Source organism: Phytopseudomonas argentinensis (genome assembly GCF_900113905.1).
Lineage (GTDB): Bacteria > Pseudomonadota > Gammaproteobacteria > Pseudomonadales > Pseudomonadaceae > Aquipseudomonas > Aquipseudomonas argentinensis.
The window spans coordinates 668,826-682,488 of the sequence record NZ_FORC01000002.1; the positions used below are offsets into that span (position 1 = coordinate 668,826).

Here is a 13,663-nt window from a genome sequence, read left to right on the forward strand (position 1 = left end):
CGGGCGGCCAGCGTTCCGGTTCGCCCTGGCGCTGCCCACGCCGGCGTTAAGCGTCTCCAGCTCTGCCGCTGCGAGGTGTTGCCTTGGCCTCCGGCAGCGAAGGGCAGACCACACGCAGCAGCTTGCGAAAGCGCGGACAATCCATATGCGACGGCGCCGGGCATTCGGCCACGTGCCTGAGCAGGCGGCTCATGGTGGTCATGCGCAGAATCTGGCGGTCGAGCTCATCGGCGCGTTGCAGCAACCTGGGCCGCGGCAGGGCGGCGCTTCGATCCTCGTCGAACATGCCGCCTATCTCTTCCAGCGAAAACCCTGCGGCCTTGCCCAGGCTGATCAGGGCCAGCTGCACGATCGTCTCCTCACTGTATTGGCGGCGTAATCCGTTCCGGCAAACTGGTTGGATCAGGCCCACTTCTTCGTAGTAGCGCAGCGTGGACGTTGCCAGCCCGCTGGTTTTCGAGAGCGCCCCGATGTCGACGAGTTTCATTGTTGACCTCAAGTTGACTTGAAGTTGCATAGTAGGTCATCCGGACCTCGACAGGCAGACTTCACCCATGAAACCGCAAGCATCCCTCGCAGCCAAGGTGCCCACGCTCGCGGCACTGGCGGGCGCCATCCTGTTGGCATCGCTGGCCACCAGCATCGTGACGGTTGCGCTGCCGCACCTGGCAACGGTGTTCTCGGCAGGTGTGCCAGCGGTGCAATGGGTGGTGCTGGCCTACCTGCTCTCCGTGACGGTAGCCATCGTGGTGGCCGGGCGCCTGGGGGATCTGTATGGCAATCGCCGCGTATTGCTCGCCGGCATCGCGCTGTTCACCCTGGCCAGTGTCTGCGGCGCCATTGCGCCGAGCCTGGGTTGGCTTATCGCCGCTCGTGCGCTGCAGGGGCTGGGAGCGGCCGTGCTTATGGCGCTACCGATGTCGATCGCCAAAAGTCTGATCGCCAAGGCGCGCCTGGGCGCCGCGATGGGCCTGCTGGGCAGCATGTCGGCCATCGGCACCGCACTGGGGCCATCGGTTGGCGGCTTGCTGATCGGCCAGTTCGGCTGGCGCTCCATGTTCGTGCTGTTGGCGTTGTGCGGCGCCGGCCTGCTGGTGCTGGCCTGCGCAGGTGTCGGCAAAACCCCAGCGGCGGCGGCCTCTGCCCGTATCGACTGGGCCGGCTGCGCCTGGCTATGCGCTGCACTATTGGGCATTGCGCTGGCGGCCACCGGCAGCCAGGCGGGCATTGCCGTTCAACCCTGGGCATTGCTGATACCGGGGCTGGTGGCAGGCCTGCTGTTCATCCGCAGCGAACGGTGCGCGGAACATCCGCTGATCCCGGTGGCACTGTTTCGCGAGCGCGCTATCGTCGCACCGCTTTGTATGAACCTGCTGGTCGCCAGCATCATGATGTCCACGCTTGTGGTCGGGCCGCTGTTTCTGTCCTTCGGTTTGGGCTTGAGCGAGGTGGGGATGGGGTTGGTTATGGCCGCCGGGCCGGTTGCCGCAGCGCTATCCGGCGCACCCGCTGGCCGGCTCACCGATCGCTTCGGAACCGACCGTGTGCTGCTCGCGGGCCTGCTATTGGCTGCCGTGGGGCTGTGTGGCTTTGCGGTGTTGCCGGGGCTTATCGGGGTGCCGGGTTACCTGACGGCGATGCTGTTGATGACCCCAGGCTTTCAGCTGTTCCTGGCTGCCAACAACACCGCGTTAATGAACCAGGCCGCTGAGGCGAACCGCGGCGTGCTCTCGGGGTTGCTGGGCCTATCGCGCAATCTCGGTTTGCTGGCGGGCGCCACCGCGCTGCCATTGGTGTTCGCCTGGTTGCTGGATGGCACAACCCTGGCCGACAACTCTGCCACAGTTATCGGCAAAGCCTTTTCCATGACCTTCCTGGGTGTGGCGGGCCTGTGTTTCCTCACCTTGTTGTTCGCCGCAAGAGGCCGATTACAAGCTTGCGGCCATCACCCGATCTAGAAATGCAAAGCGTACCGGGCGGGGTTCCGGTCGCGAAGCGCCTTTGCCTGGTTCGGCGGTCTGTTCGCTGGCGCTACGAGCGGCTGGAGTTCCGGGCCACCCTCCGGCATACCCGCTGCCTTTGGCCGATAGGAACTTGTTGTGGATGGCAGCCAGAGCCGTTGGCGACGTTATCGCGTGTGATCTGCGCTCGCTGCCAACCTACTCGGAGGAGGACGACTTTTTAGCTTGCTGAAACGTTTCATCACGTTTATAAAAAAGCCACAACTTCAAGAAAGGCCGCCGCCATGACTCCGCTCAAATTCTTCGTTGCCCTCAGCGCATTGTCCGCCGCCTCCCACGCCATGGCCTGGGATTACGTTCTACTCGACACCGACAAGGCCGCCCAGAGCTGGCAGATCACCAGCCAGCAACTCGGCATAAAAACCGACAAACCCTTCAGCGTTACCCTGCGCACCTTGCACGGCGGGCGGCAGGAGGGCGTCAGCATCGTCGACATCGATAACGGCACGATGAAGCTTTCGGTGGTGCCGACTCGCGGAATGAACGTCTTGCAGGCCTCGGTCGGCGATGTGCGCATGGGCTGGGATTCTCCGGTCAAGGAAGTGGTCAACCCGGCCTTCATCGAACTCAATGGCCGCGGTGGCTTGGGCTGGTTGGAAGGGTTCAATGAACTGGTCACCCGCTGCGGATACGAATGGGTCGGCCACCCCGGCGTGGACAACGGCGAACTGCTGACCCTGCACGGTCGAGCCGCCAACATTCCGGCGAGCAAAGTCACCCTGCATATCGATGAAAAACCACCCTACGCCATCACCCTGCGCGGCGAGCTGAAAGAGCAGGCGTTCAAGAAGGTCGACTTCTCGGTCGCGACCGAACTGGTCACCGAACCCGGCAGCGTCGCGTTCACGCTCAACGACACCCTGACCAACAACGGCGACTATTCCAAGGAATACCAGGCGCTGTATCACAGCAACTTCAGCACCCCGTTCCTGGAGCAGGGCGCTCGTTTCGCCGCGCCGGTCAAGCAGGTGTCACCGTTCAACGACAAGGCCAAGGGCGATCTGCCCGACTGGCAAACCTACCGCGCACCGACCAGGGACTACGACGAAACCGTCTACAACGTGGTGCCCTATGCCGATACCAAGGGCGATACCTTGACCGTATTGCATAACAAGGCCGGCAGCCTGGGCGTTTCGGTCGGCTTCAATACCCAGACACTGCCCGTGTTTTCGCTATGGAAAAACACCGATACCCAAGGCCAGGGCTACGTCACGGGGCTGGAGCCGGGGACGAGTTTTTCCTACAACCGCCGTTATCAGCGGCCGCTGAACCTGGTACCGACAATCGGGCCAAAGGAGCACAAGCAGTTCCGCATAAGCTACAGCCTGTTGGCGGATAAGGCGGCGGTGGACAAGGCCTTGAAGCAGGTGAGCGATATTCAGGATGGGCGGGAGACCGAGGTGCGGCAGACACCATTGGTTGACCTGACCAAGGAGTGACACCGGCTGGAGCATTGTCGACCGATAGTGCAGCCCTCGGCCAAGCGTTCGCGTCTGATCCCGTCGGCTTGTTCAAGGACCGCCAGCAAGCGACCTTGAGCTGTCGACGGGCTGCCTGCAGCCATTCGGTCACTGCCCGGTGAGCAGGGCGGCCAGAAGGCGAGGCGGCTGCTAAGCCATGGCCGGCGTGCTTGTAACAGGGCCGGCGTTCCGGTTCGCCCTACGCGCTAATGCCTGGGAAACAACCCCTCGACGACGACACCCCGCGTGAGCAGCCTGGCCGCATCGTGGCCCACACCGGCGACGGTGATCTGCGGGTGATGGACGGCCACGCCCCACTGTCGCGAGAGAAAGGCCTCGTAGCGCAGGTAGTTGAGCTGGCGTTGCAACCGATTGGGGCCTTGCAGGGCGGCGGCGCAGGAACGATCAAGCACACGGTGCTCGGGGTTGTCGTCGTGCTCGCCGACTATGAAGGTCACGTCGCGCGCGGCGTAGCGGCGAAATAGCTGCTCGGCGCTCAGGTGTTGGCGCGACAGGTAAGGCGGTGCGGCCTCCAGGCCGTAGCGGTAGCGGTTGTAGTCCGGGCAGTCGGCAGCAGAGACAGGTCCGACAGTGCCCGCCTGCACGCGGTTGCCGTCGAGATACACGTACGAAGACGGGCTGGAAATCACGTAGCGCACCGCAATGCCCTGGCTCGCCAGGTGTGCATCACCCTGGCCCAGTACGGCGTAACGCTGCATCAGCTGGCCGCCGGCCGAATGGCCGATCAATACCACCTCCTCCAGCGCCGGAAAGCGCTTGCGATCCGCCAGTTACGCCAGCACATCATCCAGCACCGCGAACGCCTCGATGCCCGACCGGCCTTGCTCCGAGGCCGTGCCATGCATCCATTTGTCCCGTGCCCACAGGGGCATGTCCTTCGCGGTGCGGCGATCCTCGGCGGTGAGAAAGTTGAGCGACAGCAGCAGGTTATCGTGGCCATCGAGGCCGGCCTTGCTCAACAACCGCAAGCCCGTTTCAAAGTAATCGTCGGCATTGCGCCGCACACCATGCACCAGCACCACGGCCCGAGAGGCCTGGCTGGCGCCCGTCATATCGGCATTGGCATAGGCGAGAAAGTTATAGGGCGCGTCCTGGCCCAGGTGCAGTACATAGGGATTGGCGCTGCAGAGCCCGCCATATAAGGCCGTTGCCAACAGCGAGAGGGCCAGCAGTACCCCTTTGCAGTGGCCTGGCTTGTGCCTGGCGCATCGGCGCCCCGGAACGTTACGCGGCATATCCACCTCGCGAAAAGAGCTGCCTCACTCTAGCGCTTGGATGGCGGCGCCGATACCCGAGCGAGCGCCAAGCGGTGGGCTATCTATCACAGCCCACCGCTTGCCGGCTTACAGCTGCAGCTCCGTTCGCCTGGCCAGGTGCCCACCACCCAGGGGCGAGCACAGGCGTTGGTGAATACGGCTGAGAAAGCCCAGCTCGAAGGCATGGCGCTGCGCACCGGCCGGTAACTCCTGGCGCTCCAGCAGCAGCCCGTCCATAGCCAGCCGCTGCTGCTGTCGTCCAGCCAGGCCTGGGCCTGTTGGGCGCCATGGGTGAAGCCGCTTGGCAGTTCTCGCTCAAGCCGAAGGTGGCCGCCCCGTGCCCGTCATGCGCCGGCAGGTAGGCGAAGTGTTGTTGGCGTTCACTCATGCCCGGCCCTCCCTTGCGCCTGGTTGATGGCCTGGCGATACAGCACCACCAGTTCGCTGAGCATCGCGTTGCTTATATCCGCCAGCTCCTGCTCCGGCATATGCCTGAGCAACTTGGCCAGCAGCGCAGCCCGGTACTCGGCGGCGGCCAGCACCGAATAATCATTGGCCACATGGCTGAGCAGTGGGTTTGCCGGTGTAGGGAAGGGGATAACGACGGATTCAGATCGGCTCATGCAGCACCTCCAGAATGGAAGCGGACAAGACGACGTGCAGCCCAGGGCGGTGCCCTTGGGTAAAAGGGGGATAGTGCATTTTCCTTATGCTCCTTGGTTCGCTTAAGGAGCCGCGCCCACTCGTTACCACACGAATGGAGGCGGACCGTGCAAGGGTGGTAAACCGGGAACCAAGGGAACCGGCCGGGCCGAAGCCCGCCTCACACGGCCCGCCATAGATGCACGAAAACGGCAGGCATAAAAAAACGCCTGCTATTTCAGAGCAATGGCGCTTCGCGCCTTGATTCCCACGGGTTACCACACCCGGTCACGGGATTTACCGTGACGGGGGGACTTTAGCGTGGGGGGACAGAGGAGGCAAGTTCGGGTAGCAGAGGCTTTGTGGATAGCTGCTTTCGGCCAGATGCAGTCAGTCGCCGAGACACCACGCCGCCACTCGCCGCGGTTCCGGGCTGCTCCTTCATCACGCCCCTTCCCAGCGGCGAAACAGCACGCTGGCATTTACCCCACCAAAGCCGAAGCCATTGGAGAGCGCATGGGTGATCGGCGTCGGGCGGGCGTTCAGCGCGACCAGGTCGAGCCCCGCCGCAGCTTCGTCCCGGTTGTTGAGGTTCAGGGTCGGCGGCGCGATCTGGTCACGCAACGCCAGCACTGTGAAGATCGCCTCGAGGCCGCCGGCGGCTCCCAGCAAATGGCCCGTGGCGGATTTGGTCGAGCTGATCGCGACGCCTGCATGGGCGCCGAACAGCGCCTGAATGGCTGCCAGCTCACCCTTGTCGCCAACCTGGGTTGAGGTTGCATGGGCGTTGATGTGCTGCACCTCTTCAGGTTTCAGGCCTGCCTGCTGTAGCGCCTGTTGCATGGCGCGGCGCGCCCCGCTGCCATCTTCGGGGCCAGCGGTAAGGTGATAGGCATCGGCGCTGGTGCCATAGCCCACCAGCTCGGCCAGCGGCATTGCGCCGCGCACCTGCGCATGTTCGAGTGACTCGATCACCAGCATCCCGGCACCTTCGGCCATGACGAACCCGTCGCGGTCACGGTCGAAGGGGCGCGACGCCTCCTGCGGCCGCCCGGCAAAGCCGGTCGACAGCGCGCGGGCAGCCGCGAAGCAGCCCAGGGTGACGCGATCGATAGCCGCCTCGGTACCACCACAGATGGCGATATCGGCCTCGCCGCTTCTAATCAGCCGAGCCGCATCGCCAATCGCCTGAACACTTGCCGCACAAGCCGTCACCGGCGCGCCAAGCGGGCCCTTGAAGCCGTGGCTGATCGACACGTGCCCCGCTGCCATGTTGGCGAGAAACGACGGCGCGGTGAACGGCGATAGCCGGTGTGGCCCGCGCGAGTCGGTAATGCGTACGGCATCGGCGATCGCGCCGAACCCGCCCACCCCCGATGCGATGACCGTCGCTGTACGCTGCCGCGCCTCCTCCGTGCCAGGCCGCCAGCCCGCTTGCTGCAATGCCTCATGCGCGGCTACCAGGGCGAATTCGATGAAGCGATCCATCTTCTTGCGTTCCTTGGCCGCGATGACGAGCTCGGGTCGATAACCGGCAACACCATCCTCCTCGAGCGAGGGCACTTGCCCCCCGACCGTCACCCCGGTGCCGTCGCTGATGGCTGCCGGCAGCGTACGGATGCCCGAGCGCCCGGCAAGCAAGTGCTGCCACGCCGTCTCGGTACCACAGCCCAGGGGGCCGACGAGGCCGACACCGGTTACCACGATGCGCTTGTGCTTTTGGAAATTGATCATTGCAGCCTCTCAGCCAGGTTGGTGGCGAGCAGCCCAGTACTGCTTGCCGGGGATTACGCGTGTGCGTCCTTCGGTTCGTCGCTCGGGCGGATCCTGAACCAGATGGCATACATCGCCGGCAGGAACACCAGCGTCATGATGGTGCCCACGAAGGTGCCGCCGATCAGGGTGTAGGCCAGGGTTCCCCAGAACACGGAGTGCGTGAGCGGAATGAAGGCGAGGATCGCCGCCAGTGCGGTCAGCAGTACCGGGCGAGCGCGCTGCACGGTGGCCTCGACCACGGCCTGGAAGGGGTCGAGCCCTTCGCGCTCGTTATGGTGGATCTGCCCGATCAGGATCAGCGTGTTGCGTATCAGGATCCCCGACAGCGCGATCAAACCGACCAAGGCGTTGATGCCGAACGGCTGCTGGAATAGCAACAGCACCGGAACCACGCCAATCAGGCCCAGCGGTGAGGTGAGAAACACCATGACCATGGCCGAGATCGAGCGCACCTGCAGGATGATGATCAGCAGCGTCAGGGCGATCATGATCGGCAGCAACGGCGCGATCGCCTTGCTGGCCTTGCCGGACTCCTCGATGGAGCCGGCCATCTCGATCCGGTAGCCGGCCGGCAGCGCCTCGATGATCGGTTGCAGGTCTTTCCACACGGCCGTGGACACGTCCGGCGGCTGCAGCCCTTCGGCGATGTCGCCGCGCACGGTGATGGTCGGCGTGCGGTCGCGGCGGCGCAGGATCGGGTCTTCCATGCGCACATCCACTTCGCCGACCTGGGACAGCGGAATGCGCTGGCCGGCCGAGCCAACCAAGGTGAAGCCTGCGATCTTCGCCGGGTCGAGGCGAATATCCCCCGCCGCGCGACCGACCACCCGCACGGCGCGGATGTCCTCGCGCACCGAGGTAATTGGCACGCCGCTGAGCAGGAACTGCAGTTGCTGCGCCACGGCGTTGGAGCTCAGGCCAACGGCCTGCAGACGATCCTGATCCAGCGAGAAATGCAGCGTGGGTACTAGCGGCCCCCAATCGGCGTTCACCGTGCGCATCATCGGGCTGGCCTGCAACACGGACTGCACGCGGCTGGCGATTTCGCGCAGCTGCATGGCATCGGGCCCCATTACCCGGTAGGCCACCGGGTACGGTGAATACGGGCCGAACACCAGTTGGGTGACGCGCACCTTGGCCTCGGGCGCCAGGCCTTCGGAGGCCGCTTCACGGATGCGCAGCTTGAGCGCTTCACGGGCCTCCTGACTGTCCGTCAGCACCACGATCTTGGCAAACGAAGGGTCGGGCAACTCCGGCGCCATGGCCAGGAAAAAGCGTGGCGGGCCCTGGCCGATGTAGGCGGTGACGATCTTGGCTTCTTCCTGCTCGCGCAGCCACGACTCGACCTTGATGGCCGTGGCGTTGGTCTGCTCGATGGACGTGCCGTAGGGCATCTGCAGCTCGACCAGCACTTCCGGGCGGTCGGACGTCGGGAAGAACTGCTTCTTCACCAGCCCCATGCCCAATATGGCCACTACGAACGCGGCGACGACTACCCCGGCCACCAGCCATTTGTAAGCGATGACGCGGCCCAGCAGGTTGCGGAAGCGGTTGTAATGACGCGTGTCGTAGATGGCTGCATGCCCACCCTCGACCTGCTTGATGTCGGGCAACAGCTTCACGCCCAGATAGGGGGTGAACGCCACGGCCACAACCCAGGAGGCGATCAACGCAATACCGACGATCCAGAACATGTTGCTGGTGTACTCGCCGGCCGTGGACTGCGCGAAGCCGTTGGGCATGAAGCCGATGGCCGTGACCAGCGTACCGGAGAGCATCGGCGCTGCAGTGTGGCTCCAGGCGTAGGCCGAGGCCTTGAAGCGGTCGTAGCCCTCCTCCATCTTCACCACCATCATTTCGATGGCGATGATGGCGTCGTCCACCAGCAGGCCCAGGGCGAGGATCAGCGAACCCAGGGTAATGCGGTCGAAATTCTTGCCGGTTGCCGCCATCACCACGAAGACGATGGCCAGGGTCAATGGTACGGCGGCCGCGACCACCACGCCCACGCGCCAGCCCATGCTGATAAAGCAGACCAGCATCACCACCAGCAGGGCGACGAAGAACTTGACCATGAACTCATCGACGGACGAGCTGATGTTGACCGCCTGGTCGGTGACCTTGGCCAGCGTCATGCCCAGCGGCATGGCGTCATTGATGCTCGCCGTTTCCGCATCCAGCGCCGCGCCGAGGTCGAGGCCGTTCCAGCCATCGCGCATCACCACGCCGAGCAGCAGCGCGGGCTCGCCACCGTTGCGCACCAGAAAGGTGGCGGGATCCTCGTAGCCACGCTCCACGGTCGCCACATCGGCAAGTTTCAGGGTGCGCCCCTGCACGGCCATCGGCGTGTCACGGATCTTCGCCAGGGTGTCGAACGCGCCATCCAGGCGCATCACCACTTGCGGGCCGGAGGTTTCCACCGAGCCGGCTGGGGTCAGCGCGTTCTGGCTGTTGAGTGCGGCGAAGATGTCCTGTGCAGTCACGCCCAGCGTCGCCAGCCGGTCATGGGAAAAGGACACGAAAATGCGCTCGGCCTGCTCACCGATGATGTTGACCTTTTTCACGCCCGGCACATGCAGCAGGCGCTGACGCAGTGACTCGGCATCGCGCACCAGTTGGCGCTGCGGCTCGCCCCTGGCCTTCAGGGCATAGACCGCGAAAGTCACGTCGGAGAACTCGTCGTTGATCATTGGCCCGATGACACCGGCCGGCAACGTCTTGGCTTCATCACCCAGCTTCTTGCGGGCTTGGTAGAACTCCTCCTGCACCTGCGAAGGCGGCGTACTGTCGAGCAACGACACCATGGTGAACGCCAGGCCCGCGCGGGTGTAGGTTTCGCTGCGGTCGTACCAACGCAGCTCCTGCATGCGCTTTTCCAGAGGTTCGGCAACCTGATCCTGCATTTCCTGAGCCGTAGCGCCCGGCCAGGCGGTGATGACGGTCATCTGCTTAACGGTGAACGGCGGATCCTCCGCGCGGCCCAGCTGGAAGAACGCCAGGGTGCCGGCCACAGCGATCAGCAGGATGAGAAACAGCGTGATGGAACGCTCGCGCACCGCCAGGGCGGACAGGTTGAAACGCCCGTCGCTCATGGCTGGCTCCCGGCGACTACAGGCACAGCGACCTGGGCAAGCCGCACTTCCTCGCCATCACGTAGCAGGTGGGCACCGAGGGCCACCACCTGCTCGCCGGCATTGAGCTGGCCAGCGACACGCGCCGCCTCATCGCCGATACCGACTACCTGAACGGGGCGCCAGGCGACTTTCGCCGGCTCGCCAGCAATCACCCACACGCCCGTACCAGTGCCCGGATCGTAAAGCGCGGCGATGGGTACCTGCAGCACCTGAGCCGCGCTGTTCGCGGCGGCGATATCGAGGGTGATGGTGGCGCCAAGTGGAGCATTGGCCAGCGCGCCGTCGAGTACGTAGCGGGCTTCAAAGGTACGCGTGGTGGCATCGGCGGCTTCGGAAAGCAGTCGCAGCCTGGCCGCAACCGAGGCGCCGCTGCTGCCATACAGCGCAGCCTGGGCGGTCGAGCCCGGCGCCGGTCGCAGGGTTTCGGGCAAGTGCACGATGGCTTCGCGCTGCCCTGCTCGCGCGAGGCGCACCACTGGCTGCCCGGCACTGACCACCTGGCCGGGCTCGGCCAAGGTGTCCATCACCACCCCGTCGGCGTCGGCCAGCAGCGCCGCGTAGCTCGTGGCATTGCGCGCCACATCGGCCTGGGCCTGGGCAGCGCTGAGCTGCGCCCTGGCGGAATCGGCGGCGGCCTTGATCTGATCGTAGGTCGAGGCCGACACCGCCCCGGCAGCGACCAACCCGCGGTAACGCACCTCATCGTCAGCCGTCTGCTTGGCCCGCGCCCGGGCAGACGCGACGGCCTCCTGCTGCGCCCGCGCATGCAGCTGCAGGTCGACGGGGTCGAGGCGCATCAACGGCTGGCCACGCCTGACTGTTTCGCCGGTATCGACCAAGCGCTCGAGCACTTTGCCTGACACACGAAAGCCAAGGTCGCTCTGGGTGCGTGCGACCACCACCCCAGTGAAGGAACGGGCGGCCCCGGCTGCCTGTTCGACCGCTGCCCCGCGAACCAGCGGGGGCTTGTTGCGGGGGTCTTTCTGGGCAGACGAGTCGCCGCACGCCACCAATACGAGAGGCAGCAGGCAAACGGCAAATACGGCGGGCATGAGGCGCATGGGGTTCCATCACTCGAGAGCAAATAAGGAACCTCATTTTCAAACTAGTGACCGATATTGTCAATGGTCACCAGACATAACTACGGAGCCAGGCTACGCAAAATAAGCGCCGGCAGGTGCGCGGCGGCCTCGGCGGCGTCGTCCAGGTTGTACTGCAACTGGGCGGAATTAACGTAGGGCCGCAGGATCAGAAAGATCGCATTGGTGGTTTCGTCCAGCGGCGTCTTGCGCTCGAATTCGCCCGCTTCACGGCCCTCGAGGAGAATCTGCTGGATCAGCTCGCGAATGCGCAGCTCGTGCGCCTTGACCGAAGGCCACTGGTCGCGCGAGGCCACCGCCGCGATGTCGTAGAGCTTGCGGTCGTGAAAGAACAGATCGCTGCCAGCCTCTGAAATCGAGCGAAACAGGCGCCTCAGCTTCTCAGAAGCACTTGGCGCGTCGGCCATCGCCGCTTCGACGATGCCCATGATCATGGCCAGGCGATTGGTGCAGATCACCCCACCGATCGCCTGCTTGGAATCGAAGAATTTGTAGATGTAGGCCTTGGAGAAACCGATCGCCTTGGCAAGATCCGAAACCGTGGTTTTCTCATAGCCGTAGTGGCCGAAATGTTGGGTCGCAGCGTTGATGATCTGGTCGCGGATCTCGTGATCCTGCGGCCCACGTGTGGTCGAGTTGTTCATATCTTCGTTCATGCCTAAAGCTTAACTCCACGGTGAGCTGATTGACAGCAAGTGACCAATATATAATATAGTCACAAACCACATTTGCCTAAGAGATTCCCATGCCAGCCATGCGCACCCTTGCACTCGTGATCAGCACCAGCCTGGCGGCGGGGTGCGCTGTCGGCCCGGATTACCATCGCCCGGACGCACTTCTGGCCGACCGTTACCAGGGTCAGGCCGCCGTAGAGCAGCGAGTTGCGCCGACACCCGCCAGTTTCGCCCGCTGGTGGGAGGGCTTCGGCGACGTCCAGTTGAGCGCACTGGTCGACGAGGCCCTGGCGCAGAACCTCGACATCGCACAGGCCCGGGCCCGCGTTCTGCAAGCCCGCGCAGGCCTGGGCGCTGCCGATGCAGCGCTGCTTCCCTCCGGGGCAATCAACGGCCAGGCTGCACGTGCTTATCAGTCGGTGGAAACGCCCCTGGGCCGGGTGCTGGACGCCACGCCCGGCTACGACCGCTATGGTAATAGCTACGAGGCAAACCTCGAAGCGAGCTGGGAGCTGGATGTATTTGGCGGCCTGGGCCGTGGCAAGGACGCCGCCCTGGCGGAGTACCAGGCGTCAGAAGCCGGCGTCGTCGCCACGCGGCTGGCGATCGCCGCGCAGACTGCCGACATCTATACCAGCATCCGCGGCCTGCAGACGCGCCTGGCGATTGCCGAGCGACAGGTCGACACCCAGCAGGCATTGCTGGAGAAGGTTCGCCTGCTGAACGAGCGCGGCCTGGCCGCCGACTACCAAGTGCAACAGACCGAAGGCGAGCTCGCGCAAGTCAGGGCCAGCGTGCCGGTCTTGCAGACGGGCCTCGATGCAGCCATGAATGTGATGGATGTGATGCTCGGCAGCGCGCCGGGCACCCACCGTGCCGAACTCGCTCACCCACGGGCCATTCCACGTGCGCCGCAGCTCGCGGCGACGGGCACGCCCGCCGACCTGCTGCGCCGCCGGCCGGACTTGATCGCCGCTGAGCGCCGACTGGTCGCCGCCAATGCGCGCATCGGCGAGGCGATCAGCGAGTATTACCCGAAGTTCTCACTCAGCGCCCTACTCGGCAGTGCCACCACGCAAAGCGGCAACCTGTTCAACGCTGGGGCCGCGCAATCGGCGGGTGTGCTGGGACTGCGCTGGCGGCTGTTCGACTTCGTGCGCATCAATGCCCAGATCGATGGAGCCAAGGGCCAGGAAGCCGAGGCCCTCGCGGCTTACCGTGAGTCGGTACTGCGCGCCAGTGAGGATGTGGAGAATGCCTTCTCGGCACTGGTCAACAGCGAGACCCAGACGGATACACTGACGGCCGGTGAAACCTCCCTGGCAAGCGCCCGCCAGTCGTCCTTTACCGCGTATCAGAACGGCGCCGCCAGCCTCATCGACGTGCTCAACGCCGACCAGACCCTGTTGCGCGCGAGGGACGCTAGGGCCCAAGCCCAGATCGAATCCTCACGTGCAGGCATCGCAGCATACCGTGCTCTAGGAGGAGGCTGGAATTCCGAACAACTGGCACGTGACCGCGCTGTTGAAAGGTGAATACTTGGAGTCCGCTTTTGGCCGATAGCAGCCAATAGCTAGTC

At 64.5% G+C, this 13,663-nt stretch carries 11 protein-coding genes and 1 pseudogene; 3 read left to right on the forward strand and 9 right to left on the reverse strand.

The window, feature by feature from the left end; genetic code table 11:
* Positions 1–46: 46 nt before the first annotated feature.
* Entirely contained in the window at positions 47–487 is a 441-nt protein-coding gene (locus BM154_RS11620) for a helix-turn-helix domain-containing protein (RefSeq protein WP_074883568.1), read from the reverse strand.
* Positions 488–554: 67 nt separating this feature from the next.
* Here BM154_RS11620 and BM154_RS11625 point away from each other — a divergent pair, with 67 nt between their 5' ends.
* Complete coding sequence (locus BM154_RS11625; protein WP_074883572.1) at positions 555–1,958, forward strand: MFS transporter; 1,404 nt, start codon at positions 555–557, stop codon at positions 1,956–1,958.
* A 287-nt stretch (positions 1,959–2,245) separates the two neighbouring features.
* A complete protein-coding gene (locus BM154_RS11630; protein WP_074883574.1) occupies positions 2,246–3,460 on the forward strand; it encodes an aldose 1-epimerase family protein in 1,215 nt (404 codons plus the stop codon).
* A gap of 227 nt (positions 3,461–3,687) precedes the next feature.
* Here the strand turns inward: BM154_RS11630 and BM154_RS24410 are convergent, their stop codons facing one another.
* The 8 genes and pseudogenes from BM154_RS24410 to BM154_RS11665 all read right to left on the reverse strand — a co-directional run bounded on the left by BM154_RS24410 (position 3,688) and on the right by BM154_RS11665 (position 12,066).
* Positions 3,688–4,230, reverse strand: coding sequence for a hypothetical protein (locus tag BM154_RS24410; RefSeq protein WP_244157138.1), 543 nt, complete (start codon positions 4,228–4,230; stop codon positions 3,688–3,690).
* A gap of 42 nt (positions 4,231–4,272) precedes the next feature.
* Complete coding sequence (locus BM154_RS24415) at positions 4,273–4,737, reverse strand: hypothetical protein (RefSeq protein WP_244157140.1); 465 nt, start codon at positions 4,735–4,737, stop codon at positions 4,273–4,275.
* A 108-nt stretch (positions 4,738–4,845) separates the two neighbouring features.
* Positions 4,846–5,066: pseudogene (locus BM154_RS24295) on the reverse strand (LasR-specific antiactivator QslA).
* 72 nt (positions 5,067–5,138) lie between these two features.
* Positions 5,139–5,381 (reverse strand): hypothetical protein, encoded by a 243-nt coding sequence (locus tag BM154_RS11645; protein ID WP_074883577.1) that lies wholly within the window; start codon positions 5,379–5,381, stop codon positions 5,139–5,141.
* Between the two features lie 463 nt (positions 5,382–5,844).
* Positions 5,845–7,134 carry a beta-ketoacyl-ACP synthase II gene (gene fabF / locus BM154_RS11650; RefSeq protein ID WP_074883580.1) on the reverse strand — a complete coding sequence of 430 codons (1,290 nt, stop codon included), beginning with the start codon at positions 7,132–7,134 and terminating at the stop codon, positions 5,845–5,847.
* Positions 7,135–7,187: 53 nt separating this feature from the next.
* The gene (locus BM154_RS11655) at positions 7,188–10,268 is read right to left on the reverse strand and encodes an efflux RND transporter permease subunit (RefSeq protein WP_074883583.1); all 3,081 of its coding nucleotides are present in this window, start codon (positions 10,266–10,268) and stop codon (positions 7,188–7,190) included.
* A complete protein-coding gene (locus tag BM154_RS11660; RefSeq protein WP_074883588.1) occupies positions 10,265–11,371 on the reverse strand; it encodes an efflux RND transporter periplasmic adaptor subunit in 1,107 nt (368 codons plus the stop codon). Before BM154_RS11660 ends, BM154_RS11655 begins: the two co-directional genes overlap by 4 nt.
* 80 nt (positions 11,372–11,451) lie before the next feature.
* Positions 11,452–12,066: a TetR/AcrR family transcriptional regulator gene (locus BM154_RS11665; RefSeq protein WP_074883591.1), complete on the reverse strand. Its 615-nt coding sequence runs from the start codon at positions 12,064–12,066 to the stop codon at positions 11,452–11,454.
* An 89-nt stretch (positions 12,067–12,155) separates the two neighbouring features.
* On the opposite strand from BM154_RS11665, the gene BM154_RS11670 reads away from it, so the two are divergent.
* Positions 12,156–13,619, forward strand: a complete 1,464-nt coding sequence (locus BM154_RS11670; protein ID WP_074883596.1) for an efflux transporter outer membrane subunit — start codon at positions 12,156–12,158, stop codon at positions 13,617–13,619.
* The last annotated feature ends 44 nt before the right edge of the window (positions 13,620–13,663 follow it).